The 25355-nt window shown below is 41.9% G+C and carries 22 protein-coding genes and 2 pseudogenes; 20 read left to right on the top strand and 4 right to left on the bottom strand.

Annotated elements, in window-relative coordinates; translation table 11 throughout:
- The 5 genes and pseudogenes from LJE12_RS04045 to LJE12_RS04025 all read left to right on the top strand — a co-directional run.
- A pseudogene (locus tag LJE12_RS04045) lies at nt 1-517 on the top strand (ISNCY family transposase); the annotation flags it as partial.
- 283 nt (nt 518-800) lie between these two features.
- Nucleotides 801-1034: a DUF739 family protein gene (locus LJE12_RS04040; protein WP_118669868.1), complete on the top strand. Its 234-nt coding sequence runs from the start codon at nt 801-803 to the stop codon at nt 1032-1034.
- 109 nt (nt 1035-1143) lie between these two features.
- A complete protein-coding gene (locus LJE12_RS04035) occupies nt 1144-1299 on the top strand; it encodes a hypothetical protein (RefSeq protein ID WP_020994078.1) in 156 nt (51 codons plus the stop codon).
- 73 nt (nt 1300-1372) lie between these two features.
- Nucleotides 1373-1666, top strand: coding sequence for a phage holin family protein (locus LJE12_RS04030; protein ID WP_020994077.1), 294 nt, complete (start codon nt 1373-1375; stop codon nt 1664-1666).
- Between the two features lie 44 nt (nt 1667-1710).
- Nucleotides 1711-3144 (top strand): GH25 family lysozyme, encoded by a 1434-nt coding sequence (locus LJE12_RS04025; protein ID WP_173701082.1) that lies wholly within the window; start codon nt 1711-1713, stop codon nt 3142-3144.
- A gap of 104 nt (nt 3145-3248) precedes the next feature.
- Here the strand turns inward: LJE12_RS04025 and LJE12_RS20505 are convergent.
- The 3 genes and pseudogenes from LJE12_RS20505 to LJE12_RS04010 form a co-directional block, all read right to left on the bottom strand.
- Nucleotides 3249-3344, bottom strand: a pseudogene (locus tag LJE12_RS20505) (manganese catalase family protein); the annotation flags it as partial.
- 3 nt (nt 3345-3347) lie between these two features.
- Nucleotides 3348-3623, bottom strand: a complete 276-nt coding sequence (locus tag LJE12_RS04015) for a spore coat protein CotJB (protein WP_008704137.1) — start codon at nt 3621-3623, stop codon at nt 3348-3350.
- Nucleotides 3620-3943 (bottom strand): spore coat associated protein CotJA, encoded by a 324-nt coding sequence (locus LJE12_RS04010; RefSeq protein ID WP_227226430.1) that lies wholly within the window; start codon nt 3941-3943, stop codon nt 3620-3622. The genes LJE12_RS04015 and LJE12_RS04010 overlap by 4 nt, the downstream gene beginning before the upstream one ends.
- A gap of 364 nt (nt 3944-4307) precedes the next feature.
- Here LJE12_RS04010 and LJE12_RS04005 point away from each other — a divergent pair, with 364 nt between their 5' ends.
- Nucleotides 4308-5108, top strand: a complete 801-nt coding sequence (locus tag LJE12_RS04005) for an MBL fold metallo-hydrolase (protein WP_227226428.1) — start codon at nt 4308-4310, stop codon at nt 5106-5108.
- Between the two features lie 76 nt (nt 5109-5184).
- Here the strand turns inward: LJE12_RS04005 and LJE12_RS04000 are convergent, their stop codons facing one another.
- Nucleotides 5185-5844, bottom strand: coding sequence for a TetR/AcrR family transcriptional regulator (locus tag LJE12_RS04000; protein ID WP_022381012.1), 660 nt, complete (start codon nt 5842-5844; stop codon nt 5185-5187).
- A gap of 337 nt (nt 5845-6181) precedes the next feature.
- Here LJE12_RS04000 and LJE12_RS03995 point away from each other — a divergent pair, with 337 nt between their 5' ends.
- The 14 genes from LJE12_RS03995 (at nt 6182) to LJE12_RS03930 (ending at nt 25352) form a co-directional block, all read left to right on the top strand.
- Nucleotides 6182-8272: an efflux RND transporter permease subunit gene (locus LJE12_RS03995; RefSeq protein WP_022381013.1), complete on the top strand. Its 2091-nt coding sequence runs from the start codon at nt 6182-6184 to the stop codon at nt 8270-8272.
- Between the two features lie 58 nt (nt 8273-8330).
- Nucleotides 8331-11345: a hypothetical protein gene (locus LJE12_RS03990; RefSeq protein ID WP_195280277.1), complete on the top strand. Its 3015-nt coding sequence runs from the start codon at nt 8331-8333 to the stop codon at nt 11343-11345.
- Between the two features lie 257 nt (nt 11346-11602).
- Nucleotides 11603-12799: an FtsW/RodA/SpoVE family cell cycle protein gene (locus LJE12_RS03985; protein WP_227226426.1), complete on the top strand. Its 1197-nt coding sequence runs from the start codon at nt 11603-11605 to the stop codon at nt 12797-12799.
- 248 nt (nt 12800-13047) lie between these two features.
- Nucleotides 13048-13281, top strand: coding sequence for an acyl carrier protein (gene acpP / locus LJE12_RS03980; protein ID WP_008704123.1), 234 nt, complete (start codon nt 13048-13050; stop codon nt 13279-13281).
- Between the two features lie 166 nt (nt 13282-13447).
- Complete coding sequence (fabD, locus tag LJE12_RS03975; protein ID WP_008704122.1) at nt 13448-14368, top strand: ACP S-malonyltransferase; 921 nt, start codon at nt 13448-13450, stop codon at nt 14366-14368.
- Between the two features lies 1 nt (nt 14369).
- A complete protein-coding gene (gene fabG / locus LJE12_RS03970) occupies nt 14370-15110 on the top strand; it encodes a 3-oxoacyl-[acyl-carrier-protein] reductase (RefSeq protein WP_055057385.1) in 741 nt (246 codons plus the stop codon).
- A 14-nt stretch (nt 15111-15124) separates the two neighbouring features.
- Nucleotides 15125-16360, top strand: coding sequence for a beta-ketoacyl-ACP synthase II (gene fabF, locus LJE12_RS03965; RefSeq protein ID WP_026649079.1), 1236 nt, complete (start codon nt 15125-15127; stop codon nt 16358-16360).
- 87 nt (nt 16361-16447) lie between these two features.
- Nucleotides 16448-16909 (top strand): acetyl-CoA carboxylase biotin carboxyl carrier protein, encoded by a 462-nt coding sequence (gene accB, locus LJE12_RS03960; RefSeq protein ID WP_118592870.1) that lies wholly within the window; start codon nt 16448-16450, stop codon nt 16907-16909.
- Nucleotides 16910-16928: 19 nt separating this feature from the next.
- Nucleotides 16929-17360: a 3-hydroxyacyl-ACP dehydratase FabZ gene (fabZ, locus tag LJE12_RS03955; protein ID WP_008704118.1), complete on the top strand. Its 432-nt coding sequence runs from the start codon at nt 16929-16931 to the stop codon at nt 17358-17360.
- A gap of 3 nt (nt 17361-17363) precedes the next feature.
- Entirely contained in the window at nt 17364-18710 is a 1347-nt protein-coding gene (locus LJE12_RS03950) for an acetyl-CoA carboxylase biotin carboxylase subunit (RefSeq protein ID WP_055057384.1), read from the top strand.
- Nucleotides 18711-18890: 180 nt separating this feature from the next.
- Nucleotides 18891-20606, top strand: a complete 1716-nt coding sequence (locus LJE12_RS03945; RefSeq protein WP_022381150.1) for an acetyl-CoA carboxylase carboxyl transferase subunit — start codon at nt 18891-18893, stop codon at nt 20604-20606.
- A 917-nt stretch (nt 20607-21523) separates the two neighbouring features.
- Nucleotides 21524-22975 (top strand): glutamate--tRNA ligase, encoded by a 1452-nt coding sequence (gene gltX, locus LJE12_RS03940; protein WP_118521352.1) that lies wholly within the window; start codon nt 21524-21526, stop codon nt 22973-22975.
- Between the two features lie 2 nt (nt 22976-22977).
- Entirely contained in the window at nt 22978-24804 is a 1827-nt protein-coding gene (locus tag LJE12_RS03935) for an ATP-dependent helicase (protein WP_227226424.1), read from the top strand.
- A complete protein-coding gene (locus LJE12_RS03930) occupies nt 24801-25352 on the top strand; it encodes a 4'-phosphopantetheinyl transferase family protein (RefSeq protein WP_227226422.1) in 552 nt (183 codons plus the stop codon). The genes LJE12_RS03935 and LJE12_RS03930 overlap by 4 nt, the downstream gene beginning before the upstream one ends.
- The last annotated feature ends 3 nt before the right edge of the window (nt 25353-25355 follow it).

The following is a 25355-nucleotide window of genomic DNA, read 5'->3' as shown; positions in this document are numbered from 1 at the left end:
AAGACGTTTCTTGGAGATGCTGCGTTTGATGCCATTAACATTTACAAATCCCTCTTTGAAGAAATTGGCTTTCAAAAAGCTTTTATCCCTTTAAAAACAAAGCTTTCTGTGGAAGGAACCGACTATACTGTCAATGAAAACGGTATTCCCTGCTGTCCTCACGATCCATCACTTCCGATGCGGCGTGAAGGAAGCAGATCCCATTTGCGGAGCAAACTTCCTACCATGAAGTTTGTATGTCCAAAAATGAAATGGGAATACAATCCTGCCGACAAGTCAAAACATCGCGTATGTCATTGTGACAATCCATGTACATCTTCTTCCTGCGGACGAATGATCTACATTTATCCTGAAAAGAACCTTCGTGCCTATCCTGGTGTAGAACGCGGCTCACAGGAATGGGAGGATACTTACAAGATCCGTGTAAATGTTGAAAAGTCAATCAACCATTTCAAAGATAGTTTCTGCATTGCAGATCGTAAAACACAGAATGAGAAAACACTTCATGCTGATTTACTGCTTGCAGGAATTACCCAGCTTGTTACTGTGCTTGTCGCTGATAAGATTCATCAATACCAATACATCCGGAGTTTGAAGCCTTTGATTGCCTGATTATTAATATGCATACAATCTTTTCTTCGCAGTTTATCTGGGAAGTCTTTTAGTCATGTTCAAATTTAGAAGTACCTATTTTTCATCTTAAGAATCCTGCGTTGCAAGATTCTTACCGCTTTTTAGTTAGGATTGCGAACTTGTTTCGCAATTACCTAAAAAGCTTGAACCGGAAAGGAGGTATCAAGTTGGCATTCGATTATAACAAGCTACGAGGAAGAATCGTGGAGATTTTTAACACTCAGTCGAACTTCGCAAGTGCAATGGGATGGTCGGAGCGCATATTGTCACCAAAGATGAATGGAATGTGTTCATGGAAGCAGATAGATATTTGTAAAGCAATACAGTTGTTGAAACTTACTATTGAGGACATTCCGATCGTATGTACTCGGGTAGGTCACTACTCTGTACTTACAGGATAAGAGCATATGAGAGGAGAGTCAACGAAAGTCGTTCGACAAACTGCTTAAATTTGTATAAACAGTAACTCATACATATCATTTCCCATACCATAAAGAAGAGGTGAGGAAGATGTCAGAATTAAAACTGGTAACAAGAAATATCCGTATTAATGGAATTCAGCATAAAGCCAGTGATATGTCAGAAGAAGAAATCAAATGCCTGCTCATCCAGAGACAGGATATAATTCTTCTGAATATGAATTACGAAAGAAAAGCCGCCGGTTAAGGCGGAGAAAGGAGGAACATATTAAGGTTGCGAATCATAGAATAGAAGACCTGGAAAGAAAAGGAGAATGATTATGGAACAGATCACAAACTATGTAAAACCGGAACTCATCGTAGTAGCTATTGCCTTATATTTCGTAGGAATGGCACTCAAACAGGCACAGGCAGTAAAGGATAAGTACATCCCGCTTATCCTTGGCGGAATCAGCATTGCAATCTGCGCGATCTATGTGTTTGCCACCTGCACCTGCGGTACCGGACAGGATATTGCAATGGCAATTTTTACAGCGATTACACAGGGAATACTGATTGCTGGTCTTTCTACATACGTGAACCAGATTGTAAAACAGGCAAATAAAGACGAATAAGGGATGAGAAACCATCCCTTTTCTCTCTATGAAAGGAGACGGACATGGAAATAAGAGGAATTGATGTATCTGCCTGGCAAGGGAAAATTGACTGGAAAACAGTTGCTGATTACAGCATGGGGTTCGCAATCCTGCGGATTACAGAAGCGGGAAACGTGATAGATAGCTACTTTGAGCAGAACTTCTCTGAATGCCGGAAATACAATATCCCGGTTGGGGCATATAAGTATTCTTATGCCATGACAGTTGCGGAGATACAGAGCGAAGCCAGAAAAGTAGTGGAAGTTTTGAACGGGCGAAAACTGCAGTATCCGGTCTGGCTGGATCTGGAATGGAATAATCAGAGAAGCCTCGGAGCTGAACAGATCCATAAATTGGCAGAAGCATTCGAAAAGATTATCACGGCAGCGGGATATAAATTTGGTATTTATTGCAATGTGGATTGGTACCTGAATGTAATTTGTAGCCATCTGAAAAAATACGATTTCTGGATTGCACGTTATCCGGCATCAGATAACGGTACTTTACAGGAACGACTCCGGCCGGACTTTGGTGTGGGCTGGCAGTATTCCAGTAAAGCAAAGATACCTGGCATCAGCGGAACTGTAGATAGAAATATATTTTACAAAGATTATAACGAAGCAAAAGATATAAAAAAGGAAAACACAGTCATGACAAAGAGTGAAGCTATCAACGTAGTTCTGGGAATTGCAGAAGAAGAGATCGGGTACCTGGAAAAGAAAAATAACAGTAAGCTTGACAGCAAGACTGGAAATGCCGGATCAGCAAACTATACAAAATATTGGAGAGATATAAAACCATCCTATCAGGGGCAGCCCTGGTGCGCAGCGTTTATCTCCTGGTGTTTCATGAAAGCTTTTGGTCTGGATAATGCAAAGAAACTCTTAAAACACTGGCCGTATGTATACTGCCCAACCTTAGGCGTCTTATTTGTAAAAAATGCCAATCCAAAAGTTGGAGATATTGTTATCTTTAAACATGGCGGTACCTTTACCCATACCGGCTTTGTAACAAAAGTAGCCGGAGACAGGTTCTGGACGATTGAGGGAAATACTTCCGGAGCATCCGGTATCGTGGCAAATGGTGGCGGGGTGTGCCAGAAGAGCTATTACAACAGTAATCTTCCGGGGACAAAATTTTGTACACCGGACTATTCAATTGTTTTATCTGCAGATAAAGATGAAACAGACAAGACAACAAACCCAGAAGGAGGCAGCTACATGTTTAACCCAGAGACAGTAAAAGCAGGAGACAAAAATACATCTGTGCTTCTCTTACAGGAAATATTAAGAGCCAGAGGCTTTAAAGGCAAAAACGGCAAAGCCCTGAAACTTACATGGACAGCAGATGCAAACACGATTTACGCTCTGAAAGCTTATCAGGAATCCAGAAAAGAAGTTCTGGAAGTGGATGGTATTTGCGGATCTGCTACTTGGAAAGACTTAATTGCGATTTAAAGTAAATATAAATAAAAAAAGAGTATGGGTACAATGAGTACCCTTACCCCATAAGATATTGTATCAGCTTCATTACTTCTTATATATTATAGGGTATTACACTATGGGCCACCGTACTGGCTCATGATATACTGTGCAATTTTTGCATTGGGTTGTGTGATATTGATCGGATATTGAAGCCTTTTTTCATAATTCCACATAAATTATCTGCACGCTCCTTCCTTTTCCCATGGGAATGGCTGTTCCATCCATTTCCAGATGGATTCTCCGGTCTGATCTGTAATGTCAATAATCAGGGGACCATATGCTTCGGCGTATTCTTTTAATAGCTTTTTTCGTTCCTGCACAAGTTCGTGACAGTAAGTCAGAGCCTTTTCATCACAGGGATGTGTGTCAAGGTACAGAGTCATATCATTGACTGCGAAACTGACCTGATCAATACGGTTTAATAACTGTTTTTGGGAGCAATCTGTTTTCATCTTCGAATACCTCTCTTTCCACAAAATGGTTTGCATAACTGTGGGAAAATGGTTCCTGCATTTAATGCATACTGCAGTGGGAAATTCTCTGTAAACTTCTGGTAGGGAACATATGCCATTGCAGGTTCCAGATACTGAAGATGCGAAAACATTTCATGTTTTTTTCCTTTGACACCCGGTATAGTACAGCTACAGTCTGTCGTGTTTCTGACAGAGCATTCGGAACTGTTCATATTTCTATTTGAAGGCTGAGGCATATTCATACCGCAGGTACGGTTATAAGGGCGGTTGCCGGAACATCCCATCCGATAATTTTCCATATATAATTCCCTTCTCTGAAAACTGTTTACATTATATTTTATGTCATGCTCATAAAACCGTGCTCATACAAGTCGAAATTTCATTGCCATAGTGAAGATTCGTTACTGTTCACATACCACTATCCCGCGAGGTGTTTTGGCATGAATATGCCAAAATCCCGAGACATACAAGCCAAAATTCCATTGCCGCAGGCAATCTGGAATGAATTTTGGCTAAGTTACTGTGAACGGAGTGAACAGTAACGAAGATTCATATCGTCTGACAGACAGATTTCTTTTTGCTTTCGAATATGTTATTATATATAGGAAATATTTGCTGCCTGCTAAGTGTCAGCATCCAAAGAAAGTCGGGAGGTACATAAAGATGAAACTTACAATATTGGGAACCGGAAATGCAAAGGTGACGAAATGCTATAACACCTGTTTTGTGCTAAATAAAGATAAAGAATATTTTATGATAGACGGAGGTGGCGGAAATACAATTCTGAAGCAGCTGGAGGACGCAGGAATCAGCTGGAAAGAAATCAGCACTATATTTGTGACACATAAACACATCGATCATCTGCTTGGAATCCTCTGGATGCTTCGTATGTATTGTCAGGGAATGGCAAGAGGACAGTTTGGCGGTGAAGTGACTATCTATGGACATGATGAAGTGATCAGCCTGCTGAAACAGATGGCAGAGATGCTTCTCACGCCAAAGGAAACGAAATTTATCGGAGACAAAGTCCATCTGGAAGAAGTAAAGGACGGAGAAGATAGAACGATTCTGGGACACAGGGTGACATTTTTTGATATTCTGTCTACAAAGGCAAAACAGTTTGGGTTCTGCATGGAGTATGCAGAGGGAAAGAAGCTGACCTGTTGTGGAGATGAGCCATATAATGAATGTGAACAGAAATATGCCAAAAACAGCACATGGCTTCTTCATGAAGCATTCTGTCTGTTCTCTCAGGCAGATAAATTCAAACCATATGAGAAACATCATTCTACTGTAAAGGATGCCTGTGAGCTGGCACAGAAACTGGAAGCAGAGAATCTGATTCTGTATCATACAGAGGATAAAAATATTTCCAGACGAAAGGAGCTCTACACAGAAGAAGGCAGACAGTATTATAAAGGAAATCTCTGGATTCCTGATGATCTGGAAATCTACAAATTATAAAAAGACAAACCTCCGGAGGCTTGCCTTTTTTACAGCAATCTTTTTAAATGTATCATTTATGAGGGTTGCATAGTGATTATGCTGTATGGTCCACATGTGTTTTGGTGTCGGAAGACAAAACTTCACATGTAGTATGATCCTGTGAAAAAGTTTCCATAATTCCTGAAATAGTCCTGTGCAGATAAGGACGGTACTCAGCCAGAGACACAGGCTGCTGATACAGAATGCAGCTGTAGCAGGTGGAACCTACCAGCTCAATGATCGTAAAGAGCATCAGTTCCGGATTTTTATAATGTAGTCCGCTTTGAGCAAGCATATCCAGATAGGACTGATAAAAATTATATTCGTCGTCAGGCATTTTTTCCTCAAAAGCACCCTTGAAGACACCCCAGGCAAGATTTTTTGAAATAAACAGCAGGAGAGTACGGTCTTTATTCAACTCAGTAAGAATGTAATCTATAATAAAATGTACCTGCCTGTCAAATTCGCTGATATGTGCATTCTGCACAGCCTCATGGGCCCGGAAAAACAATTCTCCGGTCTTGTGGGAAACCAGTTTATTCCGGATATCATATTTATCCTTAAAATAGAGGTAAAAAGTCCCCTTGGCAACCCCGGCCTGATCTACAATATCTGAAATTGTAGTTTTGGTAAGTCCCTTCGTCGTAAAAAGTTCAAAGGCAGTGTTGAAAAGAGCATCTTTTTTCTTCTTTTTATTCAGCTCCAGTTTTCCCATTTCAGATTCATTCCTTCCTCTACTGTATACATAACATTTTAACCGAATCAGGTAAGTCCCGCTGCGGAGTTTGCGAAAAGCAATAAGCGTCTTACTGTTCACAGCAACATAAGCTTACTTTGTAATTATATTGTGATCATATATAATTACTATTTTAAACAAAAATGACTGAAAGTCAATATTACATTTTTGTTCTGGAAAAATTTAGACAAATTGTGAAGAATGATTATTGACTGAAAGTCATTTTTGTTATATAACATTCCATGAAATAAAAAATGACTGTTAGTCATAGAATGATCAAACAGTATCAATAATAAAGAAAGAAGAGGAGAAAAAGATGATTAAGGTAGGAAAGTGGATTGCAAAACACAAGATACTGATCATTATCATCGGAATTGCATTGCTGATCCCTTCATATCTCGGTATGGCGGCGACCAGAATCAACTACGATGTACTGAGTTATCTGCCGGATACCCTTGAGACAGTTGATGGACAGGACATTATGGTAGATCAGTTTGGGATGGGAGCCTTTTCCATGATAGTGGTGGAGGATATGGAACTGAAGGATGTAGCTGCTCTGAAAGAGAAAATCGAAGCAGTTGATCACGTGAAAAAAGTACTGTGGTATGACAGTGTCCTGGATGTTTCCGTTCCTGTAGAAATGCTTCCGAAGGATTTGAGAGAGGCATTTTTTAACGGAGATGCAACTATGATGATCGCGTTGTTTGATAATACAACATCATCAGAAACTTCCATGGAAGCTGTGACGCAGATTCGTAAGATTACTTCAAAGAATTGTTTTGTCAGTGGAATGACAGGCATTGTTACTGATATCAAACAGATCGCACTTAAGGAAATGCCGATTTACGTTGTGATTGCTTCCTGCCTTTCTCTGATAGTGTTGCTCCTTGCAATGGATTCTCTGGTAGTTCCGGTTTTGTTTTTGCTCTGCATTGGTGTTGCAGTCTTGTATAATCTTGGAAGTAATATTTTTCTTGGTCAGATTTCATACATCACTCAGGCACTGACAGCAGTCCTGCAGCTTGGTGTTACCATGGATTATTCCATTTTCCTGCTGAACAGTTATGAGGAGAATAAGAAGCGGTTTGAGGGTGATAAAGAGAGGGCTATGGCACATGCCATCAATGCAACCTTCAAATCTGTAATCGGAAGTTCTATTACAACAGTAGCCGGATTTATCGCACTTTGCTTTATGACCTTCTCACTTGGACGTGATATGGGTATCGTAATGGCCAAGGGAGTTGTTATCGGTGTTCTGTGTTGTGTTACTTTGCTCCCTGCTCTGGTGCTTACTTTTGACGGAGCCATTGAAAAAACAACACATAAGCCGCTGCTTCCAAGCTTTGATAAGGCATCTGCTTTTATTACAAAGCATTATAAAGTATGGCTGATCATTTTTCTGGTAATGCTTTTCCCGGCAATTCATGGAAATAACAATCTGAAGAATTACTACAATATTGACAAGTCACTTCCTTCCACGCTGGACAGTAATGTGGCAAATGCCAAACTTCAGGAAACCTTTGATATGAATAATGTTCATATGGTGTTATTAAAGAAAGGTCTGACATCAAAAGAAAAAACAGAAATGCTTGACCAGATCAAGGATGTTGATGGTGTAAAATGGGCACTTGGAATGGACTCTTTCGTAGGTGCGGCATTCCCGGATACCATGATCCCAAGTAATCTGAAGAAGATGCTGGAAAGCGATGAGTACGAGATGGAATTTATCTGCTCCAAATATAAAACAGCCACAGACGAGGTAAACAATCAGATTGATGAGATCCAGAAGATTGTAAAAGGATACAGTCCGGAATCTATGGTAATCGGAGAAGCACCTCTGACCAAGGATCTTCAGGATGTTACGGATGTGGATTTAAAGACTGTAAATACTATCTCTATCCTGGCAATTTTCATTATTATCATGGTTGTGTTTAAATCCATTTCGCTTCCGTTTATTCTGGTTGCAGTTATTGAGTTTGCGATTTTTGTCAATATGTCCGTTCCTTATTATCAGGGAAAGGAAGTGGTGTTCGTAGCAAGCATTGTTATCGGTTGTATCCAGCTGGGAGCTACTGTTGACTATGCAATCCTTATGACCAGCAGATACCAGAAAGAACGTGGTCTTGGAAAGAGTAAGAAAGAATCCATTGCCATCGCACATAAAACTTCCATGAAGTCAATTGTGATTAGTGGCTGCAGCTTCTTTGCGGCAACTTTCGGAGTTGGTCTTTATACACAGGTAGATATGATTGGAAGTATCACAAACCTGCTTTCACGTGGAGCTGTGATCAGTACACTGGTGGTATTGTTTATACTTCCGGCTATGTTTATGATATTTGATTCTCTCATCTGCCACACATCTATTGGATTTGCCAAGAAGAAACCGGCAAAAGAGAAGAAACAGTGATTCAGGATTTTTAAAAAGAAGCTTATTGTAAAGAGATAGAATAAAGGAGTAAGTTATTATGAACAGAAACAGAAAGAAAGCAGCTGCAGCAACGCTTGCAGCAGGAATGGCTGTAGTTCTCGGAGCAGGTACTGTAATGGCAGCTGCTTCAACAGGTGATAATGGATTGCAGAAAGAAGAAACCGTTTATGTAAATACAACTGCCGGAGGAGAAGTAACGGATGTCACAGTATCTGACTGGCTGAAAAATTCCGGAGACAGTTCCAATTCTGAGGTGAAAGATGCCTCTGATCTTCAGGATATAAAAAACGTAAAAGGTGATGAAACATTTACTCAGAACGGAAATGATCTGACCTGGAGTACTGATGGAAAGGATATTTATTATCAGGGAAAGACAGAGAAAAATCTCCCGGTTTCCGTAGGAATTAAATATTATATGGATGGAACTGAGGTTTCTCCGGAAGCTCTGGCAGGAAAGACAGGACATCTGAAAATGGAAGTGACATATGCAAATACTTCTAAAACAACCAAAACAGTGAATGGCAAAAAGACTGATATTTATTCACCCTTTGTTATGGTGACAGGAATGATCCTTTCTACAGATAATTTCTCCAATATTACAGTAGATAACGGTAAGGTTATTTCTGACGGAAGCAGAAATGTTGTTGTCGGTTTTGGTATGCCGGGAATGAAAGAAAGTCTGGATATGTCTTCTGATATTGCAGATGAAGTGAATATCCCTGAAGGATTTACAGTGGAAGCAGATGTTACAGACTGTGAGATGAATTCTACATTTACCGTAGCACTTACAGATATTTTCAAAGATATTGATCTGGATGATGTGGATGGACTGGATGAGCTGAAGGATTCAATGAAAGATCTGACGGATGCAGCAGTAAAACTGGTAGACGGAACCAAAGATCTTTATGATGGAACTAATAAACTCAATGACAAATATAAAGAATTTTATGATGGAATCGGAACTCTGAAAAGTGGTGTCAGTGATCTGAATGACGGAGCAAAAGAACTGGATGACGGAGCAAAGGAATTAAGCAGCGGAGCACAGACACTGAATACAGGGGCACAGACTTTAAACAGTGGTGTTTCCTCTTATACAGCAGGGGCAGACACACTTTCAGATGGAATCAAACAATATACAGCAGGAGTAGATACGCTGGACAGCAAGATGGCGGACTATGAGGCAGGGATGAAATCTCTTTCCGATGGTGTAAATGCATATGTTGCAGGCGGCAATCAGCTTGCAGGCGGTGTGCAGAGCTATGTAACAGGAACAACTACTCTGACAGACGGAATGCAGCAGTATATTGCAGGAGTTAATCAGCTTGCAGGCGGTGTGGGTCAGTATGCTGGTGGTATCAAGAGCTTAGTGAATGGAATTGGTCAGGTTGTTCCGGGAATTGATACTGCTGTAAATGGAATCCAGACTGCTGTAGAAAAAATGACAGCTCTTTCATCTAAAATCGATGCAAATCAGATTGCTAATTTCAGTGACAGCATGACGGCTTATACAACAGGCGTTTCTGATTACACTTCTGCAGTTGGCCAGTATATTGAAAGTGTAGAACAGCTTGCATCAGGACTGAGCCAGCTTGAGAGCTCACTTGAAAACATGGGAGCTTCCACAGCTTCAGAAATAGAAGAAAGTGCAAATGCAATGTCCGGACAGTTAAATGACAGTGCTGAAACCATGAACAGTCAGGCAGATGCAATTGAATCCTGGATCAGTGATTCCGCAGAGGCTTCTGTAGATGCATCTTCTGTAGATGCAGGAGTTGCAGCAGTCAGCAGTCAGCTAGAAGCAGCAGAATCTGCTTTGTATAATATTGATACCAGCAATATGGATGATGAAACAGCAGCTGCTGTAGAAGCTGCGATTGATGGTGCGTTAGGTTCTATTCAGGCAGCTGAGGACAGTGCATCTAATATTGATACATCCACAATTACAGCCTCCGCACCTGATACGTCAGCATTACAGTCAGCAGCAGACGCTTTAAGGGCATCTGCGTCCAGTGCAGAATCAACAGCAGATGCACAGGAAGAGGCAGTCAACAGCAGTATTGAACAGATGAAACAGCAATTACAGGCATTAACTCAGGGAATGAAGACAGTGCAGGAAACTGTATCACAGTTAAATGCAGGTGCAAAAGAGCTTACTTCTAATGATGGCACATTAAAAGCAAGTGGAACCCAGCTTGCTCAGTCAGGAACCCAGATTGCTACAGTAGTAAATCAGATGAGTACATTATTTACCGGACTTGGACAGCAGCTTCCGGAAATGCTGCAGGGAATCGATCAGCTGAAAGCAGGCTCTGATCAGCTGACTACTGCAAATAAATCTCTCCAGAGTGGATATGAAAGCCTTGCAAAAGCAAGCACAGAACAGATGATTTCCGGCGCAGATACACTGCTTAGTTCCGGAAAGACACTGACAGATGGAATTGCACAGCTTCAGGGCGAAAATAATGTTAATGCACAGACACTGTTAAAAGGAGCCAAGACTCTTAAGAGCGCAAGAAAGAGCCTGACCAGTGGTATGTCTCAGATCAATTCTGCAACAGGTCAGATTACAAGTGGCGTGGAAACGCTGGCATCTAACAGTGGAACACTGTACAGCGGAGCAGATCAGCTTTCTTCGAACAGTTCTACATTAAACAGCGGAGCATCTAAGCTTGCATCAGGAACCCAGACACTTGTATCCGGAGCACAGACCCTTGCATCAGGAACAGGCAGCCTTGTATCCGGCACTCAGACGTTAATGGATGGTGCAGATAAGCTTTCTGATGGCAGTGATCAGCTTAAAGATGGTATCAGCGATCTGAATGACGGAGCAAAAGAACTGAACAAAGGACAGAAGAAATTCTATAAAGAAGGTATTAAGAAACTGGATGATACAGTAAACGGAGATCTTCAGGATATTCTTGACAGATTTGAGGTAATCCAGTCTGACGATGTAATGTACACAACATTCACAGACAGATCCGGCGATATGGACGGAAATGTTAAATTTATTTTCGAATCTGACCCGATTGAAATCAGTGATGATGAGAAATAGATATCATAAACCTGAGACATACAGAATAAGGGAAAGATGAACAGAATTTATGCTAATCGCATAAATTCGCGCAGTATGTCTCGGGTTTTCTGTGACCTTCGCTCACAAAAACACCTCGCGGGATATTACCAGTGAATAGTAACTAAAATGGGGCAGATGCAATCAGGCAACTGCCCCATTGCTTATGAAAAAGCTTTCTGTTATAATAAAAAAGTCAGATGGGAATTTTAGAAAACAAGAAAGCATCAGGTGATTAAATGGAAAATACAAAATCACAAAAAAAGTCGTATTCAACAGCATCTTCCAAGAGCAGGGCGCGTCGAAAAACAAAAACAGATTATTATGATTACAGTCTGGTAGCAGTTATTGTACTGCTGACCTGTTTTGGGCTTATCATGCTGTACAGTACAAGCTCCTATATGGCTCAGATAAATTACGGAAGCGACATGTATTTTTTTAAAAAACAGGCCATCATCAGCGTGGCATGTATTATCATGGCACTGATCATTTCCAGGCTCAATTATCGGATACTGAACCGTTTTAGCACAGCTTTGTATGTAGCGGCACTGGTGTTGATGGCACTGGTAAAAACACCGCTGGGGCAGTCTTCTCATGGTGCCCAGAGATGGCTGAATCTTGGACCGGTTCAGTTCCAGCCGGCAGAGCTTGCCAAGATAGCAGTTATTGTCTGCCTTCCATATATGATCGGGCATATGGGAAAGAAAGTCCGTACCTTAAAGGGCTGTATGGTTCTTGCTGTTGTGGGAGGCGGACTGGCACTGGCTGCATATGTATTTACGGACAATCTGAGTACAGCAATTATTATTTTCTGTATTACTGCAGGACTGATTTTTGTGGCTCACCCGGATATTAAGATTTTTATTATTATTGCAGGTGTTGTTATTGCGCTGGCAGTGATCGGAGTCATTTTTCTGAATGCAACAGTGAGTGTTGATGGAAGTGGAAGCTTTCGTCTGAGACGAATCATGGTATGGCTTCATCCGGAAGAATATGCGGACAGTTGGGGGTATCAGACAATTCAGGCATTGTATGCGATTGGCTCGGGAGGATTTTTTGGCAGAGGACTTGGAAACAGTATTCAGAAGCTGGGAAGTGTACCTGAGGCACAGAATGACATGATTTTTTCAATTATCTGTGAAGAACTGGGGATTTTTGGAGGTCTTATCGTGCTGATGCTTTATGCATATCTGTTATACAGGCTGTTTGTTATTGCACAGAATGCACCGGATATGTTTGGCTCACTTATGGTCAGTGGGATTTTTATTCACATAGCATTGCAGGTTATTCTTAATATTGCGGTTGTTGTAAACCTTATGCCGAATACAGGTGTCACTCTTCCGTTTATCAGTTATGGAGGTACGTCGATCGTATTCCTTATGGCAGAGATGGGACTTGCGCTGAGTGTGGCAAGGCAGATTAAATTTGAGGAATAAAAAATGTAATAAAATAGTGCTTGACAAACAGGAGGGAAGAATATATACTTTGAACATCAAAGTAATCAATCCCGATAAAACCAAATCTGAATAAATGAGACGTATTTACTGGTCTGACGGATGATAAGGTTGAAAACAAGAAAAAGCAGAATCATCATCTGCTTAACAAAAATAATAAAAAACAAGTGATAACCGGAGCAGGAAAAGAGAAGCATTCCGGGGCTTGAATTAAAGGAGAAGAGAAAATTATGTTAGAAAAAATGAGTGAAATGATCGCAGAGCAGTTAAATTGTGATGCAGCAGGAATTACTGCTGAAACTTCTTTCAAGGATGATCTTGGCGCAGATTCACTTGACCTGTTTGAGCTGGTTATGGCTCTGGAAGATGAATACAATATTGAGATCCCGGCTGAAGATCTTACAGATTTAACAACAGTCGGAGCTGTTATGGATTATCTGAAAAACAAAGGCGTAGAGGCTTAATCATATAGAAATGACAAATAACTCCTTGGAGCCAGAGATGGCTTCGGGGAGAATTTTTTGACATTATAATTTGAGTATCAAAATATTTTAAACTAAAATAATTTGCAATCAGAAACAAATTGTTATCATCTGATATAAACATAAAAATAAAGGAAAGGAAAATGATATGTCTAAAATTGCATTTGTATTTCCGGGACAGGGCGCACAGTATACAGGAATGGCGAAAGATTTCTATGAAAAATATGCTGTAAGCCGCAAAGTATTTGAAAACGCATCAAAAGCATCCGGGCTTGATGTAGAAGCTTTATGCTTTGAAGAAAATGACAGATTAAATATTACAGAATATACACAGATTGCCATGCTGACAGCAGAAATTGCAATCTTAAGAGCTGTAGAGGAAGCCGGAATCAGGTCTCAGGTAAATGCTGGACTGAGCCTTGGAGAATACGGAGCACTGGTGGCCTCCGGTGTTATGAAGGAAGAGGATGCATTTACTGTAGTGCGAAAAAGAGGAATTTTTATGCAGGAGGCATATCCTACAGGTGGTGCAATGTCCGCTGTTCTTGGAACAGATGCAGAGCTGATTGAAAAAATCTGCAATGAGACACAGGGAATTGTATCCATTGCAAATTATAACTGTCCGGGACAGATTGTGATCACAGGCGAGGAGACAGCAGTTGCAGCAGCAGGGGAGGCATTAAAGGCAGCAGGCGCCAGACGTGTGATTCCTCTTAAAGTCAGTGGCCCATTTCACTGTGAGCTTCTCAAAGGCGCAGGGGAAAAACTGGGACAGGAACTTGAGAAGGTAGAAATCCAGTCATTTACAGTACCTTATGTGACAAATGTAACTGCACAGTATGTGACAGGACCGGAGCAGGTAAAGGAATTGCTTGTCAGCCAGGTTTCATCCTCTGTGCGCTGGCAGCAGTGTGTAGAACAGATGATTGATGATGGTGTAGATACTTTTATTGAGATTGGACCGGGAAAAACTCTGACAGGATTTCTCAAAAAGATCAACAGAAATGTAAAAGCATTACATGTTGAGAAAACAGAAGATCTGGATGAAGTGAGAAAGGAGTGTCTGTAAAATGCTGAAAAATAAAATTGCCCTGATTACAGGTGCAGGACGTGGAATCGGACGAGCCATTGCTATTGCTCTTGCAAAGGAAGGTGCAGAGGTGGTTATCAATTACAATGGTTCTGAAGAGAGAGCGAAGGAAGTAAAACAGACCATCGAAGAAAACGGTGGAAAAGCTTCCATATATAAATGCAATGTCAGTGATTTCGTAGCCTGTGAAGCAATGATCAAAGATATAGTTAAAGAATACGGACACCTTGATATTCTGGTTAATAATGCAGGAATTACCAAAGATGGTCTGATCATGAAAATGAAAGAAGAGGATTTCGATTCTGTACTTAATGTAAACCTGAAAGGTACATTCAATACAATCCGTCACAGTGCCCGTCAGATGCTGAAACAGAGAAGTGGAAAGATCATCAATATTTCTTCTGTTTCCGGAATCCTCGGAAATGTGGGCCAGGCAAATTATGCTGCATCCAAAGCAGGTGTGATCGGTCTGACAAAAACAATGGCAAGAGAGCTGGGCAGCCGGGGAATTACGGTAAATGCCATTGCACCCGGATTTGTAGACACAGAGATGACAGAAGTACTCTCAGAAGAAATCAGGGAAAATGCATGTAAGCAGATTATCCTGGGACGTTTCGGAAAGCCTGAGGATATTGCAAATACAGCAGTATTTCTGGCATCAGACAAAGCAGACTATATTACAGGACAGGTCATCAGCGTAGATGGCGGTATGAACGTATAAATAAGGAGAACAAAATGAGAAGAGTTGTAATTACAGGTATGGGAGCAATCACTCCGGTAGGCCTTAGTGTAGAAGAATTCTGGAACAGTGTAAAAGAAGGAAAAACAAACTTTGCAGAAGTAACACGTTTTGATTCCACAAATTACAGAGCGCATATGGCTGCGGAAATCAACAATTTTAATCCAAAGGATTATATGGATTTCAAATCTGCAAAACGTATGGAGCTTTTCAGCCAGTATGCGGTAGCAGCAGCAAAAGAAGCTATTGAGCAGTCCGGACTGGATATGACAAAAGAAGATCCCTTCCGTGTAGGCTGTAGCGTGGGAAGCGGTATCGGAAGTATGCAGGTGGTAGAGAAATCCTGCGAAATTCTCAACACAAAGGGACCAGGAAGACTGAATCCTCTGATGATTCCTCTTCTGATCTCCAATATGGCATCCGGAAATGTTTCCATTCAGTTTGGACTCCGCGGAAAGAACATTAATGTTGTAACTGCCTGTGCAACAGGAACCCACAGCATTGGAGAAGCATACCGTACTATTCAGTGCTCTGATGCAGATGTTATGGTTGCAGGTGGAACGGAAGCAGCTATCACACCAACAGGCTTTGGTGGTTTTGCGGCCCTGACAGCATTGACCTCATCCACAGATCCTGAGAGATGTTCCATCCCTTTTGACAAAGAAAGAAGCGGTTTTGTAATGGGTGAGGGTGCCGGCGTGGTAGTTCTGGAAGAACTGGAGCATGCCAAAGCACGTGGAGCGAAAATCCTTGGCGAGGTTGTCGGATATGGTGCAACAGGAGATGCTTATCACATTACATCCCCTGCAGAGGACGGTTCCGGTGCTGCCAAAGCTATGGAATGGGCTGTAAAAGAAGCAGGAATTTCCACAGATGATGTATGGTATGTAAACGCACATGGCACAAGCACACATCATAATGACTTATTTGAAACAATTGCCATTAAGAAAACATTTGGTGAACACGCAAAAGAAATGAAAATAAATTCTACAAAATCTATTACAGGACATCTTCTGGGAGCTGCCGGTGCAGTGGAAGTGATCACCTGTGTAAAAGAACTTCAGGAAGGCCTGATCCATCAGACTGTTGGTTATAAGGTGCCGGATGAACAGTGTGACCTGGATTATGTAGGAAACGGTAATGTAAAGATGGATATCAAATATGCACTTACCAATTCTCTTGGCTTTGGCGGACATAACGCATCCTTACTTATTAAAAAGTACGAAGACTGATCACGCAGATAATAAATGGTATGGTGATTTTGAAAACAATATACGACAGTGATCTTATAATATAGCTATTTCAGCAGGAGGAAATAAATGGAACTGGCAAATATATTAGAACTGATCCACGCAGTCAGCGATTCAGATCTCACAGAATTTAACCTGCAGGACGATACCTTAAATATTTCCATGTCAAAAGAGAAAACAATTGTACAGCAGATGGCAGTCAATACTGATCCGGCAGATGCTCAGCAGTATCAGCCGGTAGTGCAGCAGGCTGTACATGTAGAATCCGTCAATGCTGTTAACGATGAAGTACAGACAGGAAGTGTGGTAAAATCTCCTCTTGTAGGTACCTATTATGCAGCATCTTCTCCGGAAAATCCACCCTTTGTAAAAGTAGGAGATAAAGTAAGCAAAGGTCAGATTCTTGGCATTGTGGAAGCAATGAAGCTGATGAACGAAATTGAATCAGAATTTGATGGTACAGTAAAAGAAATCCTTGTAGAAAACGAGCAGATGGTAGAGTTCGGACAGCCGATGTTTGTGATAGAATAGAAGAAGGAGGTAAAAAACTATGAAACTTACAACAAAAGAAATCATGGAGATTATTCCCCACAGACACCCGTTCCTCCTGATTGATACTATTGAAGAACTGGTGCCGGGTGTGAAGGCAACAGGAAAGAAATGTGTTACCTATAATGAGCCGCATTTCGCAGGACACTTCCCACAGGAACCGGTTATGCCGGGAGTTCTGATCGTTGAAGCGCTTGCGCAGACAGGTGCAGTTGCAATTCTGAGTAAACCGGAAAATAAAGGAAAGATCGCATATTTTGCATCAATCAACAATGCAAAATTCAAGAACAAGGTAGTTCCCGGAGATACCCTTACTCTCGAAGTAGAGATCATTAAGGAAAAAGGTCCCATGGGAGTGGGAAAAGCAAAAGCAACAAACCAGGATGGTAAGGTAGCAGTAATCGCAGAGCTGACTTTTGCAGTAGGAGCATAACAGATGTTTAATAAAATTTTGATCGCCAATCGTGGTGAGATTGCAGTGAGGATCATCCGGGCATGTCGTGAGATGGGAATCCGCACAGTAGCCGTATACTCAGAAGCAGACAGAGATGCCCTGCATACCCAGCTTGCAGATGAAGCAGTATGCATCGGAAAGGCACAGTCATCAGACAGCTATCTGAACATGGAGCGAATCTTAAGTGCTACCATTGCCACAAAAGCAGAAGCAATCCACCCGGGATTCGGATTTCTTTCAGAGAACAGCCGTTTTGTGGAAATGTGTGAGAAATGTAATGTGGCATTTATTGGTCCTTCCGCAGAAGTAATTTCCAGAATGGGAAATAAATCTGAGGCGAAAAACACAATGCGGAAAGCTAAAGTCCCGGTAGTGCCCGGCACAAAGGAACCGGTCTACACAGTAGAGCAGGCTTTGGAAGCTGTAAAGGAAATCGGTTTTCCGGTCATGATCAAAGCATCAGCAGGCGGCGGTGGAAAAGGAATGCGTGTAGCCGGAAATGAACAGGAATTTGCCAAATTGTTTGAGACAGCACAGCAGGAGTCGGTCCATTCCTTCTCCGATAATACCATGTATCTGGAACGGTTTGTGGAGAATCCCAGACATGTTGAAGTGCAGATTCTTGCGGATAAATACGGAAATGTAGTTCATCTGGGAGAACGAGACTGCTCTGTTCAGAGACGTCACCAGAAAATGATCGAAGAGTCTCCATGTATCGCAATCTCTGATGATCTGAGAAAGAAAATGGGTGAGACAGCAGTACGGGCAGCAAAGGCAGCTGGCTATGAAAGTGCAGGAACCATAGAATTTCTTCTGGATCAGTCCGGAGAATTTTATTTCATGGAAATGAACACCAGAATCCAGGTAGAACATCCGGTAACAGAATTTGTGTCTGGTGTAGACCTGATCAAAGAGCAGATCTGCATTGCGGCAGGTGAACCGTTAAGCGTTCAGCAGAAAGACATAGAAATCCGCGGCCACGCCATGGAATGCAGAATCAATGCCGAGGATCCTGAGAGACATTTCATGCCATGCCCTGGTAAGATCACTGACTTACATCTTCCCGGTGGAAACGGAATCCGCGTGGATACAGCAGTTTATAATGACTACGCAATCCCGCCCTACTATGATTCCATGATTGCCAAGATCATTGTCTATGACAGAGACCGCCGCAGTGCCATTCGAAAGATGATCAGTGCACTTGGAGAAGTTGCGATTGAAGGAGTAAAGACCAACGTAGATTTCTTATATGAGCTTCTCAATCAGCCGGATTTTCAGGAGGGAAACATTACAACTGATTTCATTCCACAGCATTATCCGAACCTGTAAAAGAAAATCTGGTACAAATATATTTTATAGTTCAGTAGAAATCACATATTTATTAAAAGGTAATTGATAAGCGAATCGATAAAATTATTTTGATAGAATTAGTTTGATTAATAGTTATTAACGTCATTTTGTTGTCTGAAAGCAACATCAAATTGGGTTACATGAAGGAGCAGGATTTTAATGGCAGACTTAAAGAGATTTTTTAAGAAAACAGTTTCAGAAGACCGGCATAAACAGGCCGCATCTGTTTCCGTACCTGAGGGTTTATGGATTAAATGTCCAAAGTGCGGAGAAATGGTTTACAGAGAAGACGTAATATCCAACGCCTATGTGTGCCCGAAATGCGGAGGATATTTCAGAATCAGTGCGAAACGTCGGATCAAAATGATCGCAGATAAAGGAAGTTTTAAAGAGTGGTTCACAGGAATTGACAACAGCAATCCACTGGACTATCCGGATTATCCGCAGAAAATTGAGGATCTGAGAGAAAAAACACACCTTGATGAGGCAATTCTCATCGGAGAAGCCACCATCGGAGGAATCCGTACAGTGATCGGAGCCATGGATACCAGATTTCTCATGGCTTCCATGGGATATGTGGTGGGAGAAAAGATCACCCGCTCATTTGAAGAAGCAACAAAACAGGGACTTCCGGTCATTCTGTTCTGTTGCTCCGGCGGTGCCAGAATGCAGGAAGGAATCGTATCACTGATGCAGATGGCAAAAACCTCCGCAGCCATTAAACGTCACTCCCAGGCAGGGCTTCTCTACACATCTGTGCTGACAGACCCGACTACCGGTGGCGTTACAGCAAGCTTTGCCATGCTTGGAGATATTATCCTTGCAGAACCAGGCTCACTGATCGGATTTGCCGGCCCGAGAGTCATTGAACAGACTATAGGTCAGAAACTGCCGGAGGGCTTCCAGAGACCGGAATTTCTTCTGGAACATGGATTTCTCGACGGAATTGTTGAACGAGGCTCTATGCGGGATGTTCTTTCGCTGATCCTGAAACTGCATGATACCAGAAAATGTTACGGAGAATTTCCACAGGAAACATCTGCCAGATCTTTCGATACTTTTGGCAAAAAGAAAAAGCAGAAGAAACAAAAAAATCTCACAGCCTGGGACAGAGTCCAGATTGCCAGAAGCAGTGACCGTCCGTCAGCAGCGGAATATATTGATGCCATTTTTGATGATTTCATGGAATTTCATGGTGACAGAGGTGTCAGAGACGACAATGCCATCATCGGCGGCATTGCTACACTGGACGGACAGCCCGTTACAGTAATCGGAATCCGTAAAGGGCATACTACAAAAGAAAACATCAGATGTAACTTCGGAATGCCATCACCGGAAGGGTACAAAAAGGCTCTTCGACTGATGAAACAGGCAGAGAAATTCGGACGTGCAGTCATTGCATTTGTAGACACTCCGGGGGCATTCTGTGGACTGGAAGCAGAAGAACGGGGACAGGGCGAAGCCATTGCAAGGAATCTTCTGGAAATGTCCGATTTGAAGGTGCCGGTTCTTTCGGTTGTAATTGGTGAAGGCGGCAGTGGCGGTGCACTTGCACTTGCAGTTGGCAATGAAGTCTGGATGATGGAAAATGCAACCTACACCATCCTTTCACCGGAAGGCTTTGCATCCATTCTCTGGAAAGACAGCAGAAAGGCACCGGAAGCTGCGGAGGTCATGAAAGTAACGGCGGCTCATCTGAAAGAACTGGGAATCATTGAACGGATCATACCGGAGGAATATCCTGCAAGTGAGGAGAATTTGCCGGAAATTGCAGAATATATGAAGATCAGAATGAAGCAGTTCCTGGAGAAACAGACTGGTAAAAGTGGACTGCAGATTGCACAGGAACGGTATGAGAGGTTTCGTAAGATGTAGCACGATGTTAAAAGGGACGCGCAGAAAAATATTTTATTTGGAGTGCGGTTTCGGGGTCTAAGATATTCTAAGCTCTCAGAAATCTGCTAAAGGCATGAGCCGTCTTGTCAAACTCGCTACGTTGCAAACTTCGCTCAGACAGTGATGCAGCCGGCTCATAACGCAGATTTCTGAGAACTAAGAATATCTAAGACCCCTGCAAATGCACTCCAAATAAAATATTTTTCTGCGCTGTTTTGTTGCAGGTTGTCATGCACTTTCTTAGGGTTTATATTTATAGTAAGTCTCTTAATTGATGTATTTGAGACAGTTCAGCAGAGTGCGAAAGACAAGGAAGATATCTGCAGGCGTGCTGACGCACGTCAAGGATATCTGACGCAGGATTTCATGCCTGATGGGCTGAATCAATATGCATTATTTATGAGGGTTACTATAGTTATGTTGTGTAGCAGATATGTTATTTAGCTAATTGTTCTGTAAAGTCAGGAGTGGTATATTCTTTATTGTTGTATACTAAATATGTTATATAGCCGATAGTCAGCATGGGAAGCAATTATGTTTGGGGGCGAATTTGAGGGTTCATTGTAGTTCTTGGTATTTGGGAAGCCGCGTTATGAGCCGATCGTTTCACTGTCTGAGCGGAGTTTGCAACGGAGCGAGTTTGAGAGAGCGGCTCATGATTTTAGCGGCTTCCCGAATGCCTAGAAATACAATGGTTCCGAAACTGAGCCCCCAAACATAATTGCTTCCCATGCGTCCCTTTCCATAACAAACTTTTTTAAAATTTCCAATATCCCGACTTGAAATAAGAAAGCCTCTGACGTATAATAAACCCGAAAGTAGAAAGGCGCTGCTTTTAAGCAGGGTCTTTTTTTACAGATTTTGAATATATAAAAAATTCAGGAGTGAAAAAAGTTATGACCAAGATCAGAACAAGATTTGCACCAAGCCCTACAGGCAGAATGCATGTTGGAAATTTAAGAACAGCATTATATGCATACCTTATTACAAAACATGAAGGCGGAGATTTCATCCTCCGTATTGAAGATACAGACCAGGAACGTTACGTAGAAGGCGCTGTAGATATTATCTACCGTACTCTTGCAAAAACAGGACTTCTCCATGATGAAGGTCCGGACAAGGACAAAGGCTTTGGACCGTATGTTCAGAGTGAGCGTCAGGCACAGGGAATCTATCTGAAATATGCACAGCAGTTAGTAGAACAGGGTGATGCATACTACTGTTTCTGTAAGAAGGAAGAACTGGAAGGTATGAAACGTGTTGTGGCAGGAAAAGAGATTTCCATTTATGACAAACGCTGCCTTAAACTTTCCAAAGAAGAAGTACAGCGTCGTCTTGATGCAGGAGAACCACACGTAATCCGTTTCAATATGCCAACAGAGGGAACTACAACATTCCATGATGTAATCTACGGAGATATCACAGTAAACAATGAGGAACTGGAAGATCTGATCCTGATCAAATCTGATGGATACCCAACTTATAACTTTGCAAACGTAATCGATGACCATTTAATGGAGATCACACACGTAGTAAGAGGTAACGAGTATCTTTCCTCAGCTCCGAAATACAACCGTATCTACGAAGCTTTCGGATGGGATATCCCGGTTTATGTACATTGTCCGCTGATCACAGATGAGACACACCAGAAGCTTTCCAAACGTTGTGGACATTCCTCTTACGAAGACCTGCTTGATCAGGGATTTGTTTCAGAAGCAATCATCAACTATGTGGCACTTCTCGGATGGAGTCCTTCTGACAACAGAGAGATCTTTACACTGGATGAACTGGTACAGACATTTGATTATCATCATATCAATAAATCTCCGGCAGTATTTGATATTGCGAAACTTCGTTGGATGAATGGTGAGTATATCAAGAAAATGGATGCGGATGAATTCTATGAGAGAGCACTTCCGTATATGAAAGAAGTTCTGAAGAAAGACTACAACTTCAAGAAGATTGCAGGAATGGTACAGACCAGAATCGAAACATTCCCTGACATTCCGGCTCTGATTGACTTCTTTGAGGAAGTACCGGAATATGATTCCGCCATGTACTGCCATAAGAAAATGAAGACAAATGAAGAGACTTCTCTTACAGTATTAAAAGAAGTACTTCCGGTTCTGGAAGAACAGGAAGATTATACAAATGATCCGTTATTTGAAACATTAAGTGCATTTGTAAAAGAGCATGGTTATAAGAACGGATATGTAATGTGGCCTCTGCGTACTGCTGTTTCCGGCAAGCAGATGACGCCGGCCGGTGCTACTGAGATCATGGAGATCATCGGTAAAGACGAGACAATCAAACGAGTAAAGGCAGCTATTGAGAAATTAAGCAAATAAATATGAAGAGAAATCCATCTCAACTTCGGGCAATCACTCACCTGTCAGGACCTATGATGGTCCTGGCAGGTCCCGGCTCGGGGAAAACTTCCGTTATTGTGGAGAGAACTGCATACATGATCAATGAGGGGAAGATACCGGCTTCTTCTATTTTGGTTGTAACTTTTTCCAGAGCAGCGGCAACAGAGATGAAAGAACGGTTTTTGAAATTCGTGGGACAGAACAGAAGCGAAGTGACTTTTGGAACTTTCCACGGAATTTTTTATGGGATTTTGAAAGCGGCCTATCATCTGAGTGCGGCCAATATTCTTTCTGAGGAAGAGAAATTCAGTATTCTACGTGAGATGACTGAGAAATATGGACAGGAAATGGCTCAGGAGGGAGATTTCATTGAAGAAGTTGCCAGGGAAATCAGTGTTGTAAAGGGAAACTGTATTTCTCCGGAGCATTATTATGCATCCTGTTGCTCGGATGAGATATTCAGGGACATTTTTCATGGCTATAAGCAGGCTCTGAAGGCGAAACGCAAGCTGGATTTTGATGATATGATCCTCTGTTGTTATGAACTTTTTTCTCAGAGACAGGATATCCTGAATGCATGGAGAAGAAAATTTGTCTACATTCTGGTGGATGAGTTTCAGGATATCAACAGCTTACAATACAAGATTTTGCAGATGCTGGCGGCACCTGTCAATAACCTGTTTATTGTAGGGGATGATGACCAGTCCATCTATCATTTCCGGGGCGCAAGACCAGAGATTATGTTAAATTTTACAAAGGATTATCCGAAGGCGGAGACAGTCCTTCTGAATGTGAATTACCGGTGCAGTAAGAATATCCTGCGTACAGCCATGGAAGTGATCGGATGTAATACCAGACGTTTCAAAAAACAGCTGGATACTCCAAATGAAGAAGGGATGCCTGTGACGTGCAAGGAATTTGATAATCCAAGAGAAGAGTATATGTGCGTGGTGGCAGCACTGAAAAAAAGAATGGAGCGCGGCGAGGATCTGCTGAATACGGCAATCCTGCTTCGTACAAATCAGGAATCGGAAGGTCTGATCAATGTGCTGATGGAATATCAGGTTCCTTTTACAATGAAAGAACAGCTTCCCAATCTTTTCCGCCACTGGATCTGCCGGGCGCTTCTGGCTTATCTTGAAATGGCAGCAGGAGACAGGAGCAGGAAGAATTTTCTGGATATCATGAACCGGCCAAATCGCTATATTTCCAGAGAAGCGTTGAACAGTTCGCAGATTAATTTTAATGAACTTCGGGAATATTATAAAGACAAAGACTGGATGTGCGACAGGATTACCACACTGGAAACGCATCTGAGGATTCTTGGTACTCTTTCCCCTTTTGCTGCGATTAATTTTATCAGAAAAGGAATGGGATTCGAAGAATACTTGCGTGAATATGCACAGTATCGTAAAATAAAACCAGAGGAACTGCTTGAGACCCTGGACCGGATCCATGAGAGTGCAAAAGGCATGAAAACCCTGGCGAAGTGGCAGGCTTACATAGAAGAATATACGAAGCGCCTGAATGAACAGGCAAGGAAACAGCAGGATAAAAAAGAAGGAGTGACTATATCCACACTCCATGCGGTAAAAGGTCTGGAATATGATATTGTGTATATTCTGAATGTTAATGAAGGAAGCATTCCATATCGCAAGGCGGTTTTGGCAGAAGCAGTGGAAGAAGAACGAAGATTGTTTTATGTAGGGATGACCAGGGCGAAAAAGAAGCTGGTGCTTGCCTATGTGAAACGCCAGTATGAGAAGGAACGGGAGCCTTCCCGGTTTCTTGAGGAGACAGGCCTATGAATAAAGGAATTATTTACTGTACAAAAATACGGGAAGAATATGAAGGCGCACATATGGAGCATATGATCGCAGAGAAACTTCTGGAAATCGCACTGAAAAAAGAATATGGAATCAATCTGTACAATGAACCCAGAGCAGAGGGAGAACATGGAAAACCATTCCTTTCCTATCGTCCGTCCCTGCATTATAATATCAGTCATTCCGGAAAATACGTGGTATGTATTCTGGCTGATCAGGAGGTTGGAATTGATGTGCAGATTCATTGCAGAGCCAATTATGAAAGAATGCTCAGACGTATGGTACCCCGGGAACAGTATCTCGAAATTCTCTCAGATATAAATGTGGAAAAGAAATTTTTTGAACAGTGGGTACAGAGGGAAGCCTATATCAAATGGACCGGTGAGGGGCTTTCCAGAGACATGAGGACTATATCCATGGATGAAGGCAGTCATATGCTGCTTGATATGGAAGACGGTTACAGTGGAGCAGTATGGGCAATGAATCCCATGGAAATCAACTGGAAATATGAAGACATCATACTTGGGTAAGAC

This window comes from Blautia sp. DFI.6.71, from assembly GCF_020593585.1.
GTDB lineage: Bacteria > Bacillota > Clostridia > Lachnospirales > Lachnospiraceae > Blautia_A > Blautia_A wexlerae.
Note: the sequence above shows the minus strand (reverse complement) of the source record. Positions and strands in the feature narration are given on the sequence as shown.

Coding starts and splice junctions, on each gene's coding strand:
- gltX (WP_118521352.1), top strand. CDS start 21,524: ATGACCAAGATCAGAACAAGATTTGCACCAAGCCCTACAGGCAGAATG.
- LJE12_RS03985 (WP_227226426.1), top strand. CDS start 11,603: ATGGAAAATACAAAATCACAAAAAAAGTCGTATTCAACAGCATCTTCC.
- fabZ (WP_008704118.1), top strand. CDS start 16,929: ATGAAACTTACAACAAAAGAAATCATGGAGATTATTCCCCACAGACAC.
- acpP (WP_008704123.1), top strand. CDS start 13,048: ATGTTAGAAAAAATGAGTGAAATGATCGCAGAGCAGTTAAATTGTGAT.
- LJE12_RS04035 (WP_020994078.1), top strand. CDS start 1,144: ATGTCAGAATTAAAACTGGTAACAAGAAATATCCGTATTAATGGAATT.
- LJE12_RS03990 (WP_195280277.1), top strand. CDS start 8,331: ATGAACAGAAACAGAAAGAAAGCAGCTGCAGCAACGCTTGCAGCAGGA.
- fabD (WP_008704122.1), top strand. CDS start 13,448: ATGTCTAAAATTGCATTTGTATTTCCGGGACAGGGCGCACAGTATACA.
- LJE12_RS04030 (WP_020994077.1), top strand. CDS start 1,373: ATGGAACAGATCACAAACTATGTAAAACCGGAACTCATCGTAGTAGCT.
- LJE12_RS04000 (WP_022381012.1), bottom strand. CDS start 5,844: ATGGGAAAACTGGAGCTGAATAAAAAGAAGAAAAAAGATGCTCTTTTC.
- LJE12_RS03930 (WP_227226422.1), top strand. CDS start 24,801: ATGAATAAAGGAATTATTTACTGTACAAAAATACGGGAAGAATATGAA.
- fabG (WP_055057385.1), top strand. CDS start 14,370: ATGCTGAAAAATAAAATTGCCCTGATTACAGGTGCAGGACGTGGAATC.
- LJE12_RS03950 (WP_055057384.1), top strand. CDS start 17,364: ATGTTTAATAAAATTTTGATCGCCAATCGTGGTGAGATTGCAGTGAGG.
- accB (WP_118592870.1), top strand. CDS start 16,448: ATGGAACTGGCAAATATATTAGAACTGATCCACGCAGTCAGCGATTCA.
- LJE12_RS03995 (WP_022381013.1), top strand. CDS start 6,182: ATGATTAAGGTAGGAAAGTGGATTGCAAAACACAAGATACTGATCATT.
- LJE12_RS04015 (WP_008704137.1), bottom strand. CDS start 3,623: ATGAAAACAGATTGCTCCCAAAAACAGTTATTAAACCGTATTGATCAG.
- LJE12_RS03945 (WP_022381150.1), top strand. CDS start 18,891: ATGGCAGACTTAAAGAGATTTTTTAAGAAAACAGTTTCAGAAGACCGG.
- fabF (WP_026649079.1), top strand. CDS start 15,125: ATGAGAAGAGTTGTAATTACAGGTATGGGAGCAATCACTCCGGTAGGC.
- LJE12_RS03935 (WP_227226424.1), top strand. CDS start 22,978: ATGAAGAGAAATCCATCTCAACTTCGGGCAATCACTCACCTGTCAGGA.
- LJE12_RS04025 (WP_173701082.1), top strand. CDS start 1,711: ATGGAAATAAGAGGAATTGATGTATCTGCCTGGCAAGGGAAAATTGAC.
- LJE12_RS04005 (WP_227226428.1), top strand. CDS start 4,308: ATGAAACTTACAATATTGGGAACCGGAAATGCAAAGGTGACGAAATGC.
- LJE12_RS04010 (WP_227226430.1), bottom strand. CDS start 3,943: ATGGAAAATTATCGGATGGGATGTTCCGGCAACCGCCCTTATAACCGT.